The 21,440-nt window shown below is 65.0% G+C and carries 19 protein-coding genes and 2 pseudogenes; 6 read left to right on the top strand and 15 right to left on the bottom strand.

Features of this window, described 5'->3' with window-relative positions; all coding sequences use genetic code 11:
* Positions 1–4 precede the first annotated feature (4 nt).
* Positions 5–598: a hypothetical protein gene (locus tag JY96_RS10385; protein WP_035037183.1), complete on the top strand. Its 594-nt coding sequence runs from the start codon at positions 5–7 to the stop codon at positions 596–598.
* Between the two features lie 7 nt (positions 599–605).
* Entirely contained in the window at positions 606–887 is a 282-nt protein-coding gene (locus tag JY96_RS10380; protein WP_052162380.1) for a cytochrome C oxidase subunit IV family protein, read from the top strand.
* Here JY96_RS10380 and JY96_RS10375 read toward each other — a convergent pair.
* On the bottom strand, positions 871–1,371 hold the full coding sequence (locus JY96_RS10375; RefSeq protein WP_052162379.1) for an Rrf2 family transcriptional regulator: 501 nt from the start codon (positions 1,369–1,371) through the stop codon (positions 871–873). The two genes, JY96_RS10380 and JY96_RS10375, sit on opposite strands and share 17 nt — an antisense overlap.
* A 110-nt stretch (positions 1,372–1,481) precedes the next feature.
* On the opposite strand from JY96_RS10375, the gene JY96_RS10370 reads away from it, so the two are divergent.
* Complete coding sequence (locus JY96_RS10370) at positions 1,482–3,011, top strand: aldehyde dehydrogenase (RefSeq protein WP_035037180.1); 1,530 nt, start codon at positions 1,482–1,484, stop codon at positions 3,009–3,011.
* Here the strand turns inward: JY96_RS10370 and JY96_RS10365 are convergent.
* Complete coding sequence (locus tag JY96_RS10365; RefSeq protein WP_035037177.1) at positions 3,005–3,646, bottom strand: NAD(P)-dependent oxidoreductase; 642 nt, start codon at positions 3,644–3,646, stop codon at positions 3,005–3,007. The two genes, JY96_RS10370 and JY96_RS10365, sit on opposite strands and share 7 nt — an antisense overlap.
* A 109-nt stretch (positions 3,647–3,755) precedes the next feature.
* Between JY96_RS10365 and JY96_RS10360 the strand changes: the two genes are divergently transcribed.
* A complete protein-coding gene (locus JY96_RS10360) occupies positions 3,756–4,661 on the top strand; it encodes a LysR family transcriptional regulator (protein ID WP_035037175.1) in 906 nt (301 codons plus the stop codon).
* Positions 4,654–5,031 (top strand): thioredoxin family protein, encoded by a 378-nt coding sequence (locus tag JY96_RS22205; RefSeq protein ID WP_052162378.1) that lies wholly within the window; start codon positions 4,654–4,656, stop codon positions 5,029–5,031. Before JY96_RS10360 ends, JY96_RS22205 begins: the two co-directional genes overlap by 8 nt.
* A gap of 15 nt (positions 5,032–5,046) precedes the next feature.
* Here the strand turns inward: JY96_RS22205 and JY96_RS10350 are convergent, their stop codons facing one another.
* From JY96_RS10350 to leuS, 5 genes are all read right to left on the bottom strand, one after another.
* A complete protein-coding gene (locus JY96_RS10350) occupies positions 5,047–7,461 on the bottom strand; it encodes a bifunctional diguanylate cyclase/phosphodiesterase (protein WP_035037173.1) in 2,415 nt (804 codons plus the stop codon).
* A 342-nt stretch (positions 7,462–7,803) separates the two neighbouring features.
* Positions 7,804–9,150, bottom strand: coding sequence for a hypothetical protein (locus tag JY96_RS10345; RefSeq protein ID WP_035037171.1), 1,347 nt, complete (start codon positions 9,148–9,150; stop codon positions 7,804–7,806).
* A gap of 184 nt (positions 9,151–9,334) precedes the next feature.
* Entirely contained in the window at positions 9,335–10,393 is a 1,059-nt protein-coding gene (gene holA / locus JY96_RS10340; protein WP_035037168.1) for a DNA polymerase III subunit delta, read from the bottom strand.
* Between the two features lie 30 nt (positions 10,394–10,423).
* Positions 10,424–11,083, bottom strand: coding sequence for an LPS assembly lipoprotein LptE (gene lptE / locus JY96_RS10335; RefSeq protein ID WP_152606448.1), 660 nt, complete (start codon positions 11,081–11,083; stop codon positions 10,424–10,426).
* A gap of 5 nt (positions 11,084–11,088) precedes the next feature.
* A complete protein-coding gene (gene leuS / locus JY96_RS10330; RefSeq protein WP_035037165.1) occupies positions 11,089–13,782 on the bottom strand; it encodes a leucine--tRNA ligase in 2,694 nt (897 codons plus the stop codon).
* Between the two features lie 316 nt (positions 13,783–14,098).
* Here leuS and JY96_RS10325 point away from each other — a divergent pair, with 316 nt between their 5' ends.
* Positions 14,099–14,869 carry a PEP-CTERM sorting domain-containing protein gene (locus JY96_RS10325; RefSeq protein WP_035037163.1) on the top strand — a complete coding sequence of 257 codons (771 nt, stop codon included), beginning with the start codon at positions 14,099–14,101 and terminating at the stop codon, positions 14,867–14,869.
* Positions 14,870–14,901: 32 nt separating this feature from the next.
* On the opposite strand, the gene JY96_RS22200 is transcribed toward JY96_RS10325, so the two are convergent.
* The 8 genes and pseudogenes from JY96_RS22200 to JY96_RS10285 all read right to left on the bottom strand — a co-directional run bounded on the left by JY96_RS22200 (position 14,902) and on the right by JY96_RS10285 (position 21,408).
* Positions 14,902–15,714, bottom strand: coding sequence for an FkbM family methyltransferase (locus JY96_RS22200; RefSeq protein WP_052162376.1), 813 nt, complete (start codon positions 15,712–15,714; stop codon positions 14,902–14,904).
* A gap of 231 nt (positions 15,715–15,945) precedes the next feature.
* Entirely contained in the window at positions 15,946–16,638 is a 693-nt protein-coding gene (locus JY96_RS10315) for a YafY family protein (protein WP_035037161.1), read from the bottom strand.
* Between the two features lie 36 nt (positions 16,639–16,674).
* Entirely contained in the window at positions 16,675–17,061 is a 387-nt protein-coding gene (locus JY96_RS10310) for a VOC family protein (RefSeq protein ID WP_052162375.1), read from the bottom strand.
* Positions 17,062–17,121: 60 nt separating this feature from the next.
* Entirely contained in the window at positions 17,122–17,364 is a 243-nt protein-coding gene (locus JY96_RS10305) for a hypothetical protein (RefSeq protein ID WP_152606447.1), read from the bottom strand.
* 53 nt (positions 17,365–17,417) lie between these two features.
* Positions 17,418–18,425, bottom strand: a pseudogene (locus JY96_RS10300) (class I tRNA ligase family protein); the annotation flags it as partial.
* A 469-nt stretch (positions 18,426–18,894) separates the two neighbouring features.
* On the bottom strand, positions 18,895–20,643 hold the full coding sequence (locus tag JY96_RS23150; protein WP_152606446.1) for a hypothetical protein: 1,749 nt from the start codon (positions 20,641–20,643) through the stop codon (positions 18,895–18,897).
* An 84-nt stretch (positions 20,644–20,727) separates the two neighbouring features.
* Positions 20,728–20,985: pseudogene (locus JY96_RS10290) on the bottom strand (helix-turn-helix transcriptional regulator); the annotation flags it as partial.
* Between the two features lie 36 nt (positions 20,986–21,021).
* The gene (locus tag JY96_RS10285) at positions 21,022–21,408 is read right to left on the bottom strand and encodes a VOC family protein (RefSeq protein ID WP_052162374.1); all 387 of its coding nucleotides are present in this window, start codon (positions 21,406–21,408) and stop codon (positions 21,022–21,024) included.
* Positions 21,409–21,440 lie beyond the last annotated feature (32 nt).

Raw genomic sequence — 21,440 nt, 5'->3', positions numbered from 1 at the left:
GACCATGGCCATTGCAGCAGCTGCCCCCTTGCCCGCCCCGCCGCGTGCGGCGCGCGGCCCGGCCTTGGGCTACACCGGCATGTGGGTCGGCATCTGCCTGGAGTTCTTCGAGTTCTCGGTATTGTTCTCGGTGTACTTTGGCGCCCGCGTGCTGGACCCGGCCGCCTTCCGCGATGGCGCGGGGCGCTTGTCGGCGCTGGCTGGCATGGCCATCACGCTGGTGATGGTCAGCGCCGGGTTCTTCATGTCGCGCACGGTGGATGCCTTGCGTGCCGATGACCAGAAGTCAGCACGCTGGTGGATCCTGGCGGCCTTGTTGTGCGCCTGCCTGTACCCCGTCATCAAGTACCTGGAGATCCAGTCCAACAACGCGCACCACCTGAGCGCGGCGGGCAATGTGTTCGTCACCGTGTACTACTACCTCACGCTCAACCACCTGATCCACGCCTCGTGGGGGATCATGGGCATGACGTGGTTGACCACCTGCATCTGGCTGAACCGCTTCAACCGGCGCAGCGTGGAGGCGCTGGCGGTGTACTGGCACGCGACCGACATCGTGTGGCTGATGATCTTCTCGTTCTTCTACGCCTTTGTGTGAGGCCGACATGAACCACAAGCTTGCATCAAACAAGGGCGCGGCGCTGGCCTGGCTGGCGCTGGTCGTGCTGTCTGCCGCCAGCCTGCTGCTGACGCACCGGGGCAGCGGGGTGTCGGCGTCTGCCTTGATCGTGGCGGCGCTGGTGTGGATCAAGGCCCAGATCGTGGCGCGCCGCTTTCTGGAACTGGGCCATGCCAGCCCGACCTTTCAGTGGGCGATCAACATCTTCATGGCCTACGGCCCGCTCGGGCTCGTGATCCTGGCCTTGACGGTCAACCGCGTGGCTTGACGCGGCCGCTGCCTTTGACGGGCATCGCGACGGGCGTCTCGGTGGCCAGGCCCAGCAGGCTGGCTGCGGCCGACGGGGCCGTGATGGCACCAGCCAGCGTCAGTTCGTCGAGCTCGCGCATGAAGGCGGCCATGGCGCGTCGCAGCACCCGCTGCAGATTGCAGGCGGGCTGGATGGCGCAGATGTCCAGGGTGTCAGGGTCATGGCAGGCCACCACGGCAAAGTCCTTCTCGGCCAGGCGCACGATCTCGCCCACCGTGATCTGCTCGGGTGGGCGCGCCAGTTGCATGCCGCCACTGCGGCCCCGCACGGTGACCACCAGGCCGCTGTGGCCCAGCTCATGCACGATCTTGGTCAGGTGGCTGCGCGAGATGGCGTAAGCCTGGGCGATGTCGTCGATGCGCGAAAGTTCACCCGAGCGATGCTTGATCGCCAGGAACATCATCACCCTGAGCGTGTAGTCCGTGTAGACGGTCAGGCGCATGTCAAATCATTCCGGCACATGTGGTCCATTGTCTGCGAGTTTGATGCGGCCGTGCAGGCAGATGGCTAGACTAAGCGCAAAGACCTCGCACAGATTGCAGGAGTTTCGCCATGACCGCCTTCCCAGCCGCCAGCCCGCAAGCCCGTATCTGGCGAGACCGCGCCGATGCCTTGATCAACGAGCACCGCCTGGATGGCCGCGCCTTCATCGAGGGGCAGCGTGTGGCCGCCCTCAGTGGTGCCAGTTTTGACAGCGGCTCGCCCATCGATGGGCGGGTGCTCACGGCGGTGGCGCGGTGCGATGCGGCCGATGTGGACGCCGCCGTGCAGTCGGCCCGCCGCGCTTTTGAAGACGGCCGCTGGGCCCGCCAGGCGCCGGCCGAGCGCAAGCGCGTGCTGCAGCGTTTTGCCGAGTTGATGGTTCAGCACAAGGACGAACTCGCCTTGCTGGAAACGCTGGACATGGGCAAGCCCATTCAATACAGCCTGAGCGTGGACGTGCCCCTGGCGGCGCGTTGCATCAACTGGTTTGGCGAGGCCATCGACAAGGTGTACGACGAGATCGCGCCCACAGCCCACACCGCGCTGGCCCTGATCCAGCGTGAGCCGGTGGGCGTGGTGGGCGCCATCGTCCCCTGGAACTACCCCATGCTGATGGCGGCCTGGAAGCTGGGGCCGGCGCTGGCTTGCGGCAACAGCGTCGTCCTCAAGCCTTCTGAAAAATCACCTTTGAGCGCCTTGAAGCTGGCCGAGCTGGCGATCAAGGCGGGCTTGCCCGAGGGCGTGTTCAACGTGGTGCCGGGTTATGGCCACGAGGCGGGCCAGGCACTGGCCCTGCACATGGACGTGGACGCCCTGGGCTTCACGGGCTCGACGCGCGTGGGCCGCCAGATGCTGGCCTATTCGGCGCAGAGCAACCTCAAGCGCGTGTTCAATGAGCTGGGTGGCAAGTCGGCCTTCATCGTGTTTGACGATGCCGACAGCATCGAGCGTGCGGCGGACACGGTGGCGGGTTCGCTGTTTTTCAACCAGGGCGAATCCTGCAACGCGCCGTCACGCCTGCTGGTGCATGAAGCCGTGGCCGACGAGATGGTGGCGCGCATCGTGGCGCAGACCACGCGCTACCAGCCGGCCGACCCGCTGGACCCATCCACGGTGATGGGCGCCTTGGTGGACGAAGGCCAGTTGCGCACGGTGCTGGGCTACATCGACGCAGGCCGGCAAGAAGGCGCGCGTTGCGTGGCCGGTGGTGCGCAGGCGCTGGCCGAGGCGGGCGGGCAGTATGTGCAGCCCACGGTGTTCGATGGTGTGCGCCACGAGATGAAGATCGCGCAGGAAGAGATCTTCGGGCCCGTGCTCAGCGTGATCCGCTTCAAGGACGAGGCCGAGGCCATCCGCATCGCCAATGGCACGCCTTATGGGCTGCAGGCCAGCGTGTGGAGCCAGCACATCGACCGGGCGCACCGCGTGGCGCGGGCCTTGAAGGCAGGCACGGTGCACGTCAACCAGTACGATGAAGACGACATCACCGTGCCTTTCGGCGGCTACAAGCAGTCAGGCAACGGGCGGGACAAGTCCCTGCATGCGCTGGACAAGTACACCGAGTTGAAGACCATCTGGATCCGCATCAATCCTCAATAACCGGCGGTGAAGCGGCGGCGCAGGTGCTGCGGCTGCTCGATCTCGTTGACGATGGCCACGGCCAGGTCGGGTGTCGAGATCTCGGCGGGGCCCTTGTCCGTCATCAAGACATCGTCGCCACCCAGGCGGAAGGTGCCCGTGCGCTCACCGGGGTGCAGCATCACAGGGGGCGAGACGAAGGTCCAGGCCAGATCCTGTTCGGCCTGCAGCAGCTTGAGCGCGTCGCGCGCGGCGGTGGCGCCCACCTTCCATTGCGCGGGGAACTCGGGCGTGTCCACCAGTTGCACGCCGGGGGCCACGTACAGGCTGCCCGCGCCGCCCACGACCAGCAGGCGGGGCACGTCCGCTGCCTTCACCCCCGCGGTGATGGCGCGGCTGCCGGCCATGAAGTCGTCGTACAGGTTCGGGTTGGCCCAGCCGGCGTTGTAGGCGCTGATGACGGCATCGTGGCCCTTCACGGCCTGGGCGACCTGGCTGGCCTGTTGAACGTCGGCCTGCACCACGGTGAGGCCGGCTTGGGGGGCGACCTTGGCGGGGTCACGCGCCAGGGCGGTGACCTGGTGGCCGCGTTGCAGGAGTTCGGCGAGGATGGCCGAGCCGACGAAACCCGTGGCGCCGATGAGTGCGATGTGCATGGTGCTGTCCTTGTCTGAAGTGAGGCCGTGAGCCGATGCCTGAACGATACGGGCTTCACAATCAGCGCGGAAGTCCCCACAATCAGCAATCATTGTTTAGAAAAACTTCATGTTTGATCAACTCAAACGCATGGCCACGCTGGTGACGGTGGTGGAGCAGGGCTCGTTCGGCGCGGCGGCGCGGGCGCTGGGCACCACCACCTCGGCCGTCAGCCAGCAGGTGCGTGCGCTGGAACAGAGCCTGGGCTTGCCACTGTTGGCGCGCACCACACGCCAGGTGCGCCTGACCACGGCGGGCGCCTCGTTTCACCGCGAGTGCGTGGCCATGGTGGAGGCTGCACGCCGCGCCGAGCAGGCCTTGCAGACCATCCAGGACGCGCCCTCGGGCGAGTTGCGCCTGACGGCGCCCGCGGGCTTTCTGGCCCACTTGAGCCGGGCTCTGGCGCCGGTGCTGCTGCGCCACCCCGGCCTGCAGTTGCACGTGCTGGCCGACGACGCCATGAGTGACCTGGTGGGCCAGCGCATCGACGTGGCGGTGCGCTTCGGGCACCTGCCCGACAGCAACTGGGTGGCGCGCAAGCTGGGCCGCATGGCCATGATCCTGTGCGCCTCGCCGGCCTACCTGGCGCGTTGCGGGCCGCTGCCCGAGCACCCTGATGAGGCGAGCGCATTCGAGTGGGTGGCGCTGGACACGGGCAAGGGCGTGCAGCGCGTGGGCCTGCAGCGCCAAGGGCAGGGGCCCGAGCTGCAGCCGTCGTGGCCGGTGCGTGTGAGCGGCAACAACCAGGCCTGGGTGCAGCACATGTGCGAAGCGGGGCTGGGCGTGGCCTTGCTGGCGGAATGGGACGCGCGCGAGGCCTTGGCCCAAGGGCGTCTGCAGCGGGTGCTGCCGCAATGGGAAGCCCCCGCGCTGGACATGTACGCGGTCATGCAGCCGCGCAGCGCCGGCACGCCCAAGGTGCGAGTGGCGCTCGATGCCCTGGCCCGGCTGGTGACACAATCCGATCATGTCTGAGCCCATTCCTGACGTCGTGTTGGATGTTGTCTGCCTGTGCGCCGCCTGGTGCGGCACCTGCCGCGAGTACGAGGCCACCTTCGCTCAATTGCAGCAGATGAAGCCCGGGCACCGCTACCGCTGGATCGACATCGAAGACGAAGCCGATTTTGTGGGTGACGTGGACATCGAGACCTTCCCGACGCTGCTGGTGGCCTACCAGGGCCAGGTGATGTTCGCCGGGCCGGTGCTGCCGCGCCTGGGCGATGCACAGCGCCTGATCGAGGTGCAGCAGCATCAGGCGGCGCAAGGTGCGGTGCCGAGCGCGGCCTTGTTGGGCTTGCCGGCCGATCAGATCGAGGCGTACAAGACCTTGGCCAAGGCGCTGTGAGCGGGCTGCCCCGCCTCAGAACATGTCCGCAAACTCGCTGGGCAGGTGCTCGTGTGTGGTGTCCGGTGGCACCCACTGCTTGACCCAGTTGGCGAACTGCGCCCCGGGCATGGGCTTGGCGATGAAGTAGCCCTGCACCTCGTCGCACGACAGGCTGTCGAGCAGCTTCCAGGACTTGGCGCTTTCCACGCCTTCGGCCACCACGGTCAGGCCCAGGTTGTGGGCCAGGTCCACCGTGGAGCGCACGATCTTGGCGTCCTGCAGGTCGCTTTCCATGTTCATCACGAAGGACTTGTCGATCTTGAGTTCGTCCACGGGCAGGCGCTTCAGGTAAGCCAGGGAGGAGTAGCCGGTGCCGAAGTCGTCGATGGAGAGTTTCAGGCCCATGGTGTGCAGGCGGTTGAGCGTCTGCAGCGCGCGCTGGGGGTCGTCCATGATGGCGCTTTCGGTGATCTCCAGCACGAGCAGGCCGGGGTCGATGCTGTAGCGCTCGAGCACCTTTTCGAGCTTGACCGGCAACTCCTGGTCCATCAGGTCGCGTGTGGACAGGTTGACCGCCAGCTTCATGCGCATGCCCTGCTCGGTGAGCGCGTGGCTCATCTGGGCGACCTGCTCGATCATCCACATGGTCAGCACGCGCACAAAGCCCGTCTGCTCGGCGAAGGGAATGAAGCGCATGGGCGGCACCATGCCGCGCACCGGGTGCTCCCAGCGCACCAGGGCTTCGGCGCCCAGCACTTCGCCGGTGCGCAGGTTGATCTTGGGCTGCAGGAACAGGCGCAGCTGCTGCTGGTCCACGGCCGAGCGCAGCTCGCTGAGCATGGTCAGCGACTCTTCGCTGGTCGAGTCCAGGCCGGGGTGGTAGGTCACCGTGCCGGACTGGTTCTGCTTGGCGGCGTACATGGCCACTTCGGCGCGGCTGAGCAGGGTGTCGGCGTCCACGCCATGTTCGGGACTGCTGGCCACGCCGATGCCCGCGCCCAGGTCCACGGTGTGGTCGTCCAGGGTGATGGGGCGTTCGAAGGCGGCCAGAATGCGCTGGGCCACCGGGAAGGCGGCCTTGGCATCGGTGGCTTGCAGCAGGATGGCGAACTCGTCGCCGCTCAGGCGCGCCAGTACGTCGCGCTCGGTCAGGGCGTCGTTGCGCAGGCGCTCGGCCACGGCGCGCAGCAGGCGGTCGCCAAAGCGGTGGCCCAGCACGTCGTTGACGTGCTTGAAGCGGTCCATGTCCAGCAGCAGCACGGCGCAAGGCGTGCCGTCTTCGTCGGCCTTCTGGATGGCCTGGCGCAGGTCATGGCGGAACTGCTCGCGGTTGGGCAGGTCGGTCAGGGCATCCTGGTAAGCCAGACGGCGGATCTCGCCTTCACGGGCCTGGATGGCCTGGCGCATGGTCTCGAAGGACTGGGCCAGCTCGCCGATCTCGCCCTTGAACACAGTGCGCACTTCGGCACCGTAGTCGCCGCGCTCCAGGCGGCGCGCCGAGCTGGACAGCACGCGCAGCGGCGTGGTGATGCGCCGCGCCGTGACCAGGCTGCCCATGGCAAACACCGCCAGGCCCACGGCCGTGAGCAGCAGCAGCTTGAACTTGAGCTGGTTGAACGGCTCCAGGGCCTTGTCCACCGAACGCATCAGCAAGGCCGTGGTGGGCGACTGGCCGGGGGCGCCGGGCAGCGTCACGGGCAAGGCGCTGTATTCGGTGCCGCCCACGCGCATGGCCACGCCCTGGGCATCGCCGTCGTTGATGGGTTTTTCCCAGGCGGCGGCCACGTCGGGCCACCTGGCGGTGTCCATCGTGGCCACGACCACGCGCCAGTCGCCACTGTTTTCGCGCAGCATGAGCGCCACTTCCATGCCGGACAGGCTGTTCATGTCCTGCAGCAACTGGCGGTCGATCTTGAAGCCCATGCCCACCCAGCCAATGGTGGCAGGCGCCCGCACAGGCACGGCCACGATCTGGTAGGGCTGGCCGTCGATCACCTCGACCTGGTACTGCTGCGCGCCGCCGGCCTGCATCTGGCTGGCGTAACGGCGAACGGCGGCCAGGAAGTGATCGGCCTGGGGGATGGTGCTGGCCTTGAGCTGGAAGTCGTTGTCGGTGAACAGCGCCAGGTTGGCGTGGATGCGGTCACTGTTGTTGACCAGGGCAGACTGCACCGTTTCCTGGTCGCCGCTGGCCACGGCCGAGCGAAAGCCGTAGTCGGCCGACAGCACCCGGGTGGCCTGGTCCAGGTTGGCGTTGTTCTGCCCGAGCAGGCGCAGGAAGACGCGCTCGCTGGTGGTCAGCTCCGCGCGGATGGCGGTGCGGGCGTTGTGGTCGATGCTGTCCTGAATGAACCAGTAGCTGACGGCCTGGATGACCAGCAGCAGGCCCAGGTACACGGCAACGATCCGCGTCTGCAGCTTTTCCGGGTTGAAGAGGGCAGGCAGCATGGAGGGGCGGGTAGACCTCGGCGATCAGCAGGTGCCCGGGGCGTGATCCGGGCGCATCAGGCGCCGGGCGTCATCGTCGCGCAACCAGATGGCCATGGCGGAATCCAGCCAACTGCATGCGGATGTTCCGGTCACATGGTCTGGCCGCGCCTGGGCCTGAGGTTCACATTTTGCCGGAATCGTCTTTGTACTGGTTTGTTGTTGCTCGATCCGTTCCATATACAGCCTTTAGAAACGTGGGTCACTTTTGTCTGACCTCTGTCTATCGGCTATCTTGGCGCGGGGGTGAAGGGTGGGGCGTGCCCATGAGGGCCACAAAAACACCCTATTTCGTGTGGGACTTCACGTGGCCTGCGACTCCTGCATGACGCGTTGAATCTGCCGGTCGAACTCGGCGCGGAAAGCCTCCACCGCTTCGTGCGGTATTTCGTCTTTCTGGTGGACGAGGCACAGGAACTGTTTGCCGTTGAGGATCACGGCCCCGATCAGGAAGACGGTGCTGAGGGTGGCCGGCCAGAGTTCATGCAGGCGGACGCTGGCGTCCTTGGGGTTGATGAACTCGCAGGCGCCCAGGTTGCTGAAGTGGCAGCTCAAGGTGGGCAGGCTGCCTTTGACCTTGCTGTTGAAGATCAGGTAGCTGAACAGGCGGCGGCCCAGCAAGGGCAGCAGCTCGTAGAACAGCAGGGGCAGGGCGTAGTCGCGCGAGCTGTAGCGTGCCAGGTGGGTCTTGACCTGGTTTTCCAGGTCGTTGATCTGCTCGCCCATGGAGGCCTGCCGGTTGGCCAGGATCGTGAACGAGTGCACGAAGTTGCCGAACTCGGGCGCCGTGCGTTTTGGGAAGTAGCGGCGCAAATCCACCGAGATGCGGATGGCGGCGGTGGCCTGGGGGTCCTGCTCGGCCAGGGCCAGGAAGGTGTTGCCCACGATGGCCGTGAGCAGGGTGTTGACCGTGGTGCCGTACCGCTTGGCCAGGGCCTTCATGGTGTCGGCCGGGCAGGGGATGTCGTGGTAGCAGATCCCCGTGGTGGTGTAGCGCGTGCTGGGCTGGCGGTTGAGCGTGACGATGTGGCGCCCATGGGCCGCGGCCTTGTCGGCACGGCTGTTGCGCCACCAGCGGGCGATGTTGGCGGGCCATTGCCACCACTTGGGCGGCATCACGGCCGGCAGCATGGTGGGGTTGTCGACCTGGCAGGCGGTCATCGGCTGGCCGCTGAGACGGGCCATGATGGCGCACAGCATCTGCACCATCGAGCGGCCGTCGCCAATGATGTGGTTGATGGCAAACAGCAGGGCGGGTTGCGTGGGGTGCGGCACGAAGCGCGCCACCCAGGGCAAGCCACGCTCCATGCAGATGCTGTGGTTCATGAACTCGTCGTGCAGGGCCCGCAGGGCTTCACGCGAGGACGCGTCCACACCTGGCTGCACGCGAAAGGCGTTGTCGAACAGCTGGTCGATCTGGCGCTCGTCGCTGAGGATGCGCAGCTTGTAGCTGAAGGCCGTGGGTTCGATGACGCCGCGCATGCGCGGGAAGGCCGTGGCCAGCTCGCGCATGGTCTGGCGCATGAGCTCGGTGCTCACGGGCGCATCGAAGCGCAGGACGAAGGGGATGTTGATGGGGCCGAGGTAGCCTTCGGCGGCCCAGTACATGTGTTCGGATCGGTTCAGCGGGATCAGATCAGGGGCGGCCACAACAGGGTTCCAGCTCGGGTTCGGCGCCGTGTGAACAAGATTGATCGGGCGCCATCCAACAGGTGCCGGGGCACTATAACAACCGCCTTGGCGGCGGCCTGTGCGGGCTTTCCAGCGCAGGATGGCCCTGAGTCAGGGGGGCGTCAGGGGCGCGTTAAGGGCGCTTCAGGGGCGCCTGACGAGATCAGGCGCTGGCGACCTTGGCCAGTTGCAGCGCCAGGCGGCGCAAGGCTTCCCACGGGTCTTCGGGCCATTGCGGGTGGCGCAGGCCCTTGACGATGCCGTCCACCGTGCTGGCCGAGGCCACCAGGCGGGCCAGGGCGGGGCCGCGGGTGCGCGGCAGGATGCGTTCGAACAGGCGCTCGCGCGGGCCCCAGACGCGTTGCTCTCGCAGCACCATGGGCAGAGGCTTGCCGCCATCCAGGGCGGCGCGGGCGCGGTGCAGGGCCAGGATGTCTTCGGCCAGGGCCCAGTGCACCAGCACGGCGGCCTCGCCTTCGGCCTCCAGGCCGTCGATCATGCGCAGCGTGCGCTCGATCTGGCCGGACAGCACCGCTTCGCTGAGCTTGAACACATTGAAGCGGGCCACGTCGACCACGGCTTCTTCGATCTGCTCGATGGTGAGCGTGCCGGGTGGGTGCAGCAGGCCGAGCTTGACGATTTCCTGGTGCGCCGCCAGCAGGTTGCCTTCCACGCGGTCGGCGAAGAAGGCCAGGGTGCGCTGGCCGGCCTCACCGGGCTCGACCTGCTGGCCTTGTGCGGCCAGGCGCTGCGCGATCCACAGGGGCAGCTGCTGCCGCTCGATGGGGTCGCAGCGCAGGGTCATGCCGATGCCGTCCAGCGCGGTGAACCAGGCGCTGCCTTGCTGGGTCTTGTCCAGGCGGGGCAGGGTGACCAGGGTGATCACCCCATCGTTGCCTTGTGCGGCTTCGCAGTATTGCTGCAGGGCCTGCGAGCCGTCCTTGCCGGGCTTGCCCGAGGGGATGCGGATCTCGATGAACTGCTTGTCCCCGAAGAGCGACATCTCGCTGGCCGCACCCAGCAGGCTGGACCAGTCGAAGTAGGCGCCGGTGACGGTGTGCACCTGGCGCTCGGTGTAGCCAGCGGCGCGTGCGGCCTGGCGCACCGTATCGCCACCTTCCTGCACCAGCAGGGGCTCGTCGCCATACAGGGTGTAGATGGGCTTGAGCGCACCGGCAGCTTTCTGCAGGTGGGCGGCGAGTTGATCCAGGCGCAGTTGCATGGGGCCTTGGGGTGCTCGGTTCGGGGCGGCTCAGCGTGACGCGGCGGCGTCAGGGGCCGATGGCGCCGAGGGGGCGTGCACCACCGATGGCAGCTGCGGCTCGCTGGGTGTGATCAGCTGATCAGGCCGGATGGCCGCCAAGCGGCGCAGCAACTGGTTGACGATGTCGGACTGCATGGCCTTGTGCAGCGCGGCCAGTTCGTCCTGCTTGGCCAGGGCGTCCTTTTCGTTGTAGGTCATGTCGCGCGCCAGTGCGATGTCGGCGGCGGGCAGCAGGGTGCTGCCATCTCCGCGCTTGATCTGGAAGCGCAGGGTGTTGCGGGCGGTCACGTCACGGATCTGGCCGTAGGCCGTGGTGGTGGATACCGCCATGTCGCGCTTGTCCAGCAGGGCCTCGAACACGATGTGGCTGCTGGGCACGGTGGCCGAAGAAGCTGCCTGTGCGGCCGCCAGGGTGCTGTCGACCACGGACACGCCGGAGGCTTCGAGTGCGCGGGCCAGCTCGGCGGCCATGGGCGAGTTGCCCGCAAAGCCGGTGAGCTGGATGGTCTTGAAGGCCATGTCGTAGTTGCGGCGCAGCTTGAAGCCGCAGCCGCTGGTGGCGCCCAGCACGCCCATGGCCGTGACGGCGGCCACGGCAAGGGTCAGGCGGCGGGTCTGGCTCAGCCAGTGGCGGCGTGCGTGGTTCATGCGCTTCACACCACCACGTTGACCAGGCGGCCCGGTACCACGATGACCTTCTTGGCCGGCTTGCCTTCGGCAAACTTGGCGAAGTCCTCGCTGGCCAGGGCGGCGGCCTCGATGGCGGCTTTGTCGGCGTTGGGGCTGACCTTGATCGAGCCGCGCAGCTTGCCGTTGACCTGCAGCATCAGCTCGATCTCGTCTTGCACCAGGGCGGCTTCGACCACGGTGGGCCAGGGTGCGTCCAGCAGGTCGCCTTGGCCGTCCTGGGCGGCATAGCCCAGGTCTTCCCACAGCACGTGCGTGAGGTGCGGGCAGGCGGGGTACAGGCCGCGCAGCAGCACGCTGTAGCCTTCGCGCAGCACAGCCAGGTCAGCCGGCGTGTCGCCCTTGTGCGCTTCGAGTGCATTGAGCAGCTTCATCGCGCCGGAGGCCACGGTGTTGTACTGCATGCGCTCGTAGTCGTAGCTGATCTGCTTGAGGATGACGTAGACCTCGCGGCGCAGGGCCTTGGCCTCGGCGCTCAGTTCGGCCTGCACCACGGTGCCAGCGGTTTTCAGCGCCTCGGCGTTCTTGGCACCGAAGTTCCACACGCGCTTGACGAAGCGGTGCGCGCCTTCCACGCCTGCGGCGCTCCACTCCAGCGTTTGCTCGGGGGGCGAGGCGAACATGGTGAACAGGCGGGCCGTGTCGGCGCCCATGGTGTCGATCAGCTCCTGCGGGTCCACGCCGTTGTTCTTGGACTTGGACATGGTGCCCACGCCACCGTACTCGATGGCCGAGCCGTCGGCCTTGAGCTTGGCACCGTTGATCTTGCCGTTGGCGTCAAAGGTGTTTTCGACCTCGTGCGGCCAGAAGTATTCGATGCCGCCTTGCGCCGTGCGGCGCGAGTAGATGTGGTTGAGCACCATGCCCTGTGTGAGCAGCTTCTTGAAGGGCTCGTCGATCTTGACCAGGCCCAGGTCGCGCATGACCTTGGTCCAGAAGCGCGCATACAGCAGGTGCAGGATGGCGTGCTCGATGCCACCGATGTACTGGTCCATGCCGCGGTTGCCTGCGGCATTGCTGGCGCCCATCCAGTAGTTGGTGCGCTCGTCGACCATGGCTTGCGCGTTGTCGGCGCAGGTGTAGCGCATGAAGTACCAGCTCGAATCCACGAAGGTGTCCATCGTGTCGGTTTCGCGTTTTGCTGGTTTACCGCATTGGGGGCAGCCGACGTTGAGGAAGTCGGGACGGAGTTTCAGCGGGTTGCCGCTGCCATCGGGCACCACGTCTTCGGGCAGGACCACGGGCAGGTCCTTCTCGGGCACGGGCACGGGGCCGCAGCTGTCGCAATGGATGATGGGGATGGGGGTGCCCCAGTAGCGCTGGCGGCTGATGCCCCAGTCGCGCAGGCGCCAGGTGGTCTTCTTCTCGCCCACGCCCTTGGCGATGAGGAGGTCGGCGACCTTGTTGACGGCGTCCTTGTAGGCCAGGCCGTTGAGTTCGCCGGAGTTGACGCAGGCGCCCTTTTGCTTGTCGCCATACCACTCGGCCCAGGCGTCGGTGCTGAAGGTTTCGCCTTCCACGCCGATCACTTGCTTGATGGCGATGCCGTACTTCTTCGCAAACGCAAAGTCACGCTCGTCATGCGCAGGCACGCCCATCACGGCGCCATCGCCATACGACATCAGCACGTAGTTGCCGACCCAGACCTCGACCTGCTCGCCGGTGATCGGGTGCGTGACAAACAGACCAGTGGGCACGCCCTTCTTCTCTTGCGTGGCCAGTTCGGCTTCGGTGGTGCCGCCGGTCTTGCACTCTTCGATGAAGGCTTGCAGCTTGGCGTTACCCGCCGCCGCGTGCACAGCCAATGGGTGCTCCGGCGCCACGGCGCAGAAGGTCACGCCCATGATGGTGTCGGCGCGGGTGGTGAAGACCCACAGCTGGCCGCCGTTGATCAGCTGGCCATCGGCGCCCTTGATGTCATGGGCAAAGGCAAAACGGACGCCCTCGGACTTGCCGATCCAGTTCTCCTGCATCAGGCGCACGCGCTCGGGCCAGCCGCTCAGGTAGTTCGGGTCTTCGGGATTCGCCACGGCACTCAGCAGCTCGTCGGCGTACTTGGTGATGTTCAGGTAGTAGCCGGGGATCTCGCGTTTTTCAACCGGGGCGCCCGAGCGCCAGCCCTTGCCGTCGATCACCTGCTCGTTGGCCAGCACGGTCTGGTCCACCGGGTCCCAGTTCACGGTCTGGGTGCGGCGCTCGCACACGCCGGCTTCCAGCATCTTGATGAACAGCCACTGGTTCCACTTGTAGTACTCGGGCTGGCAGGTGGCGATCTCGCGCGACCAGTCGATCGCCAGGCCCATCGCCTTCATCTGCTTCTTCATGTAGGCGATGTTGTCGTACGTCCAGGCGGCGGGCGGCACCTTGTTCTTCAAGGCGGCGTTTTCAGCCGGCAGGCCGAAGGCGTCCCAGCCCATGGGCATCAGCACGTTGTGACCGTTCATGCGCAGGTAGCGCGTGAGCATGTCGTTGATCGTGTAGTTGCGCACGTGGCCCATGTGCAGCTTGCCCGAGGGGTAGGGCAGCATCGAGCAGGCGTAGAAGGCCTTTTTGTCCTTGCTTTCGGTGACGCGGTAGGCGTCGCGGTCATTCCAGTGCTGTTGGGCACGGGCCTCGACGGCACGTGGGTCGTAGGTCTGGTTTTCTTGTGTAGCGCTCATGAGATCGGTCACCGCAAAGACGAATGCAGGCTGGCAGCGGCTTTCGGGGTGCGAAAACCGCGCCAGCCTGTGAAAGGTGGAATCCGAGGATTATAGGAAGGGGCAGAGGAAGGCGCTCAGGCCGTCGGTTTGCTCGAGATGCCTTACCCGGTGTCCGATAAGCCGGGTGCCCTGGCTTGCGGAAGGCGCGGCGAGTTGATCTATGCCAAAGGCCTCCGGTTTACCCATGCGTTGACGGCGCCGTGACCAGCGTGCATCACCCCCGAATTTGTAGGATGTAAGCGGTTCTTACACACATGCAAACAAAGGAGTTGAAATGAGCATGAAGCAATGGAGCGCCGTGGCTTTGATGGCGTGTGCTGGCGCGGCGAGTGCGGCTGGCAGTTCGTGGGGTGGCATCGGGTTTGACGATGGCACGCCAGGCAAGGGGGGTTACGCGCTGGGCCCGCTGACCGTGCAGGCGCAGGCCAAGACCGGGTATGCCGCCGCCGCGTTCTCATCCACATTCGGTGCGGCTGACCACCTGGAGATCCAGCGCAGCAACAACGATTACGGCACGGTGGGCATGAGCTTTGTCTGGCAGGACGCTGTGCAGATCACCGGCGGCGTGGGCGCCGGCCAGGCGCGGCTGACGGTTGACAGCGTGCTGCAAGAGCAGGGCGTGGCGGGTGATGCGGGCGTGACCTTGTTCTTGTTCGATCACATGCTGACACCAAGCGAGTTGAGCGCCTACCAGGGGCAAGGAACGGCCAACAATCCGTTTGGTGTGGCACCTGTCCTGGACGCTTACCACGCGCATGTGAGCGGTCTGGGCGCGCTGACAGAACATCAGTCGGGGGACTTCAGCTTCCAATATGGGCAGACCTTTTACTTGCTCGCCCTGTACAACGGTGGTTCGGGCAACATGGGCGATGCGCCGTCCACCTTGAGCTACGACACCAAGGTGCAGTTGACCGTGTTGAACAACGCGCAGGCCGTGGTGCAGGGCAATGTGCCTGCCGCGGCCGTGCCGGAGCCTTCCTCGGTGGCCATGCTGCTGGCTGGCCTGGGCATCGTGGGCGTGGCGGCGCGTCGGCGTCGGGCTTGATGGGAGGGGGCGCATGCCCCCTTGCCCCGGCGCTATTGGGTTGGCTGCGTGGGGTGGCAGGCACTCAACAAGGTGCCGACCCGCTCACGCGGCACGTAGATGAAGTTGTTGATGTAGCGCCCGACCTTGCCTTGCAGGCCCACGTTGTGGATGTCCTGGTCATGGGCGGCATCAAAACTGCTGATGGGCTTGAGATCGCCGTCCAGCAGGTAGAAGCCCTCGTAGCTCAGGTTGCCCAGGAAGCGGGCCACGCGCAGCACCGAGCCGGTGTTGTGCCGCTCTTCCACCTCGATGACCAGGTTGGGCCGCTCACGTGCCAGGGTGGCCGCGGCGCCCTCGAGCACGGCCTCCTCATTGCCTTCCACGTCGATCTTGATGAGGCTGACGTTGTGCAACGCGTAGCTGTCGAGCGTGCGGACTTCGGCGTCAACCGTCTCGATGGCCTGGCCGGCTTGCGCCAGCTCCAGCTGGTTGGTCTGCGCCATGGTGGCCCACGACGGGTTGCCGGCCGGCATGCGCAGCTGGGCACGGCCTGGCGCGCGTGACAAGGCCACGGGCTCCAGCCGGATCTTGTCGGCGTAAAAGCGCTGCAGCTGGGCCTGCATGCCGGGCAGCGGCTCAAACGCGATCACCTGTTTGACCAGGGGCAGCAGGTGGTGCACGTACAGGCCCTGGTTGGCGCCCACGTCCACGGCGAGGCTGTCGGCCCGGCACAGCAGGGGCAACAGCGAGATCTCTTTTTCAGCCAGGGTGGCTGCTTCGATGCGGCGCAGGTACCGCTGTGCCATCCACCCAGGGGCGAGGTGATCGATGGCGGCTTTGACTGATTCGCGTAGCAAACCCATGTGCCCTCCTAGGCGAGTTCAACGCTTGCACATGTGCGCCACAGGCCTCCTGGGTGGGAGCATGGGGCGCACGCCGTTTACTGCGGGACTGCTTCTTGGACTGCTTGGACTACGGCGTGCAGCCTAGCAGTGTCCAGGCACGCTGCCTAGTCGGGCTTGGACGGAGCGGGTGGCGGGTGCCCGCCGTTGTGGATCGGTTGGCTGCGGGGGCGTGGCCACACTCAGGTGGCGTCAGGATGTGGCATCAGGCAGCTTGATCCGGCGCAGCAGGTCGGCCAGGGTCTTGCCCGGCTCATCGGCGAAGGTCTGTTCGTCAACGGCCAGTTGCTGGATGCGATCCAGCCGAAACTGGCGAAAGTCCTGCCGCAACTCGCACCAGGCCGACAGCGTCCAGGCCGAATCCCAGTACAGGCAGACCAGGGGGCGCAGGGTGCGCTGGCTGGGTTTGCCTTCGGCATCGGCATAGTCCAGGTGGACCAGGCGGCGTGCTTCGATGGCGCGGCGCAGCTGGCCCAGCCGATCGAGCACGAGCTCGTCATGCGGGCGCGAGGGCGCATGCAGCGGCAGGCTGTCCGCGGCGGCCCGGCTGTCCAGCGGCAGCACACTGAGGATCTTGCTGAGCGCGTCTTCGGCCTGCGCGGCCAGGGCCGGGTCCAGCCGGCTGCGGGCGATGCGCACCGAGGCCACCAGGGCCTGAGCTTGTTCGGGCGTGAACATGAGCGGTGGCAGGCTGTAGTCGCGCGCCACACGGTAACCCACGCCGGCCTCGCCTTCGATGGGCACACCCTGCGCCTGCAAGGCGGCCACATCGCGGTAGACCGTGCGCACCGAGACTTCCATGCGCTCGGCCAGCCAGGCCGCGGTGGACAGGCGGCGTCCGCGTATCAGTTGCAGCAGCTGGAAGAGGCGATCGGCTCGGCGCATGGGCGCAGTGTGACAGCAGTCGACGCGGTGCTTGTGTCAGTCCAGCGCGTGCAGGCCGATGCGCTGGCCGTCCGGGTCGGTGATGTGCGCAAAGCAGCCCATGCCGCCGGGCAGCACCACGCGCGGCGTCAGCAGCTTGCCACCACAGGCCTCCAGCCGGGCCAGCACGGCGTTGAGTGACTTGCCCGCGTTGAGGTAGATGAGCACGCCATCGGTGTGTGGTGACACCTTCTCGACGGCCATCAGGCAGCCCTTGACGGCGTTGGGGTCGGTGGCAGGGAAGATGGCCAGTTCCATGCCGGCGATGACTTCAGGGCGCAGGGTGACGCCCAGCAGGCGTTCGTAGAAGGCCACGCTGCGGGCCATGTTGCTGACGGGGATTTCGAACCAGTGGACGGCATGGTCGATGGGGGCTTGGCTCATGGAAGGCTCCTTGTGTTGAAAGAGCCTTCATGGTGCGGCCCCCCTGCTGACAGCGTCCTGTCAGCAGGCTTGCATCAAGCTGTGAAATTGGCGGTCCAGCTTGGCCTGGAAGGCGGCCACGGCTTCTGGTGGGATCTCATCGTTCTGCGAGATCAGTGTCAGGAACTGCCGGCCATTGAGGCTGAGCGCGCCGAGCATGAACACGGGGTTGATGGTCATGGGCCACAGTTCGGCCAGGCGCACCTTGGCACCGGGCGGGTTGATGGCATCGGCGTTGCCGAGGTTGCTCAGATGGCAACTCAAGCGGGGCAGCCGGCCTTGGGCCTTGGAGCGCACGATGAGGCGGCCAAACAGGGCGCGGGCACGCCCATCAGGGCGCCGTCGCCATACGACATCGGCACGTAGTTGCCGACCCAGACCTCGACTTTGTCGCCGGTGATGGGGTGGGTGACGAACAGGCCGGTGGGCACGCCCTTCTTTTCTTGCGCGGCCAGCTCGGCTTTGGTCGTGCCGCCAGTCTTGCATTCTTCGATGAAGGCTTGCAGCTTGGCGTTACCGGCCGCGGCATGCACGGCCAGGGGGTGCTCCGGCGCCACGGCGCAGAAGGTCACGCTCATTATGGTGTCGGCGCGGGTGGTGAACACCCACGGCTGACCTGGTTGATCAGCTGGCCATCGGCGCCCTTGATGTCATGCAAAGGCGAAACGGATGCCCTCGGACTTGCCGATCCAGCTCTCCTGCATCAGGCGCACGCGTCCGGGCCGACCACTCAGATAGTTTGAGTCTTCGGGGTTGGCCACAGCGCTGAGCAGCTCGTCGGCGTACTTCGTGATGTTGAAGTAATAGCCGGGGATTTTGCGCTTTTCAACCGGTGCGCCAGAGCGCCGCCAGCCTCTGCCGTCAATCACCTGCTCGTTGGCCAGCACGGCCTGGTCCACCGGGTCCCAGTTCAAGGCCTGTGTGCGGCGCTCGCAGACGCCTGCTTCCAGCATCTTGAGGAACAGCCACTGGTTCCATTTGTAGTACGACGGCTTGCAGGTGGCGATCTCGCGCGACCAGTCGATCGCCACGCCATCGCCAGGCCATCGCTTTCATATGCTTCTTCAGGCGATGTTGTCGTAGGTCCAGGCGGCCGGCGGCACCTTGTTCTTCAGCGCGGCGTTCTCGGCAGGCAGGCCGAAGGCGTCCAGCCCGTGGGCATCAGCACGTTGTGACCTTCATGCGCGGGCAGCGCGTGAGCATGTCGTTGATCGTGTAGTTGCGCACGTGGCCCATGTGCAGCTTGCCCGAGGGTAGGGCGGCCTGGAGCAGGCGTAGAAGGCTTTTTTGTCCTTGAATTCGGTGACGCGGTAGGCGTCGCGCTCCTTCCCGTGCGACTGCGCTCAGGCTTCGACCGATTGTGGGTCATAGGCCTGCTGGTCGGCGTTTGACGTGTGGAAGAGGTCATGGAGCGCCAGAAAAACAAGAGGCCCGCCGCCTGGGAAAAGCGTCGGGCGGAGATGAGTCAATTGCTTGATTATTGAAAGGGGCGAAAGGGGCGCGCCCGTGCTCGGATCGGTTGCTGGGCGACCCGTTGGATGCAGGACTGGGACACGTTTTTGCACCAACAAGCGAGTGCTCGCCTCGCCTTTGTGAGGGTGGCGTCATAGGCCGGTGCAGTCAAAGGCAGGCCACCTTGGGCCGCTACCTCGATGCCATGACGCAGATTCTCGCAGGGGCTGTCGGCGAAGTTGGCGCGCGGGCACTGATCTTGGTATTGCCCATGTAAATGGGCGTGGCCAGACGAGAAAGGAAATGACAAAGCAGGCCCATATGGGCCCGCTGAAACTTCATTTAATTTGGAAGGTAACCGAATGCATCGGACACCCAAATTTGACCCGTGGAGGGCGACAGCGGCGTCAAATCAAGGCTGACGATCGAAGTGAAATCAAATCCCTTGGCAGCAGGAACGGGAACGCGGACTTCCTGAGCCCATATTGGCCCTGTATTGGCCAAGCTGACCAACGGATTGACCGTGACTGTTCCAAGATCAAGCGTATGGCTGCCAATGTCGCGTATGGTGACGTTCAGAGAAATAGGCGATTGCGTCAACGCGCCGGTTGAAGGTAATTGTGCAATGCGCAAGCCCAATTGACGGTGTGCAGGCATAACGCCCAAGAGCCCACCATCGACTGTGGATTTGTGTGCCAGCGATACCTTGCTGCCTAGCCCCGTCCATTTCACGGAAACCGCAGAAGAACTGCCCGCGATCCAAAATTGCGACCTCTGCGCCCCTGAGATGCCGGCGGCGGAGGTGCATGAGCTGGAGTCGCACAAATTGGCCGTCATGACGTCAGGGTTCGATGCCGCGACATTTAAGGTATCGAGCGAAATTTGAACGAAATCATTTCGCCGCCGACCCTTTCCAGACACCCTGATTTCAGGGCCCGTGGCGCCTGCCACACCAGAGGAGGGCAAATGCCCGGGCGTACCGTCAATGGCTTTCCAGGCATTGACGTCGTTCGAAACGAACGCAGCCACTGCGGCAGTGAAATAGGACTTTGTGATGGTTTGCTGATCATTCAACGATAGCCTGACAGTATTGGTGATGGGTTGCCCGTTCGCATCCACGAAGCCGCATTCCAAGCCTTTTTGAATTTTGTTTGTAACTTGACCGTAGTCATCATCGTCGTCTGTCCAGACGCTGTTTGAATAATTGTGATTGGCCCCCCGAACCAAAATGGAGGAGCGCAATGTCACGTAATCGTGATGAATATCTTTATCCAGCATCCCTTGTGCAGCTACATTGACATTGTCGCATTCGGACAGCCAATTCAATGTGTGAACCCCGAGGGTTGCGGCCTGCTGCTCCGAGCCTCCGCCCGAGATCAGTATCTGCCCCACAGGATTCCAGACGGGCATGGACGTCCCGCTTGCTTGCTGAATCTTGTTTTGAAAGGCCGCATCGTTGACGGCAACGGCGCCTACAGAGTGACCCACCAATACAACCTTGCTGAAGTCTGTATTTTGAGCGGCACCAAACAAGAACAGATTGGGCGCCAGCCGTGAATCAGTCCAGCTTTTCAGCAGAGATATGTGTGCATCGGGCGCGGCTTGCAGGGCTGTGGCGTTGCGCGCGATTTCATTGGCATCAATGGAAATCGAAATATAGCCGCGCGTTGCCAGACGCCGCTGAAGGCCCAGATATCCTTTGTAGCTGGGGACCCGGTTTGCCGGTGGGCAACTGACGTATGGATTGGGGTCTGAAGGAACGCCATCGATCAGGCAACGTGCGTGGTCGCCATGGACAAAGACAACCAGCGGCCTTTTGATCGCCTCTTGTGCCCCAAAGGCATCTGTCGGCCCCACCAAAATACCATGCTGACCAATGGTGGAACTGTTGGCTCCGACCGAGTATTCGAGTCCGTAAGTGCTCAAGGTGCCTGCCGCACCTGGATCGGGTGTGATATCCGGTGCTGTGGTCGAAACCCACGACGACACATCAGCCAACGCATAGCCAGTAATGGCGGCCGAGAAAATCCCTATGAATATTTTGCAAGTAAGGGCTTTCAGGCGGATTGGGGTAATTAAATTTGAATGCACAGACCTCTCCATTTAAATAAAAGGGCTTTGCATTCTTCCATGAAAGCATGCATTCGTACTAAATCAGTCCTTAATCATGTTGACCGCAATGCGCACCGAGGCGACCAGGGCCTGGGCTTGTTCGGGGGTGAACATGAGCGGTGGCAGGCTGTAGTCACGGGCCACGCGGTAGCCCACGCCGGCCTCGCCTTCGATGGGCACACCCTGCGCCTGCAAGGCGGCCACATCGCGGTAGACCGTGCGCACCGAGACTTCCATGCGCTCGGCCAGCCAGGCCGCGGTGGACAGGCGGCGTCCGCGTATCAGTTGCAGCAGCTGGAAGAGGCGATCGGCTCGGCGCATGGGCGCAGTGTGACAGCAGTCGACGCGGTGCTTGTGTCAGTCCAGCGCGTGCAGGCCGATGCGCTGGCCGTCAGGGTCGGTGATGTGCGCAAAGCAGCCCATGCCGCCGGGCAGCACCACGCGGGGTGTCAGCAGCGTGCCGCCGCAGGCTTCCAGCCGGGCCAGCACGGCGTTGAGTGAGGGGCCGGCGTTGAGGTAGATGAGCACGCCATCGGTGTGGGGTGACACCTTCTCGACGGCCATCAGGCAGCCCTTGACGGCGTTGGGGTCGGTGGCAGGGAAGATGGCCAGTTCCATGCCGGCGATGACTTCAGGGCGCAGGGTGACGCCCAGCAGGCGTTCGTAGAAGGCCACGCTGCGGGCCATGTTGCTGACGGGGATTTCGAACCAGTGGACGGCATGGTTGATGGGGGCTTGGCTCATGGAAGGCTCCTTGTGTTGAAAGAGCCTCCATG

Origin of the sequence: Aquabacterium sp. NJ1 (assembly GCF_000768065.1) — a bacterium.
Classification (GTDB): Bacteria; Pseudomonadota; Gammaproteobacteria; order Burkholderiales; family Burkholderiaceae_C; genus Aquabacterium.
The sequence above is the reverse complement of the archived record's forward strand: the minus strand, read 5'-3'. Positions and strand labels throughout refer to the sequence as shown.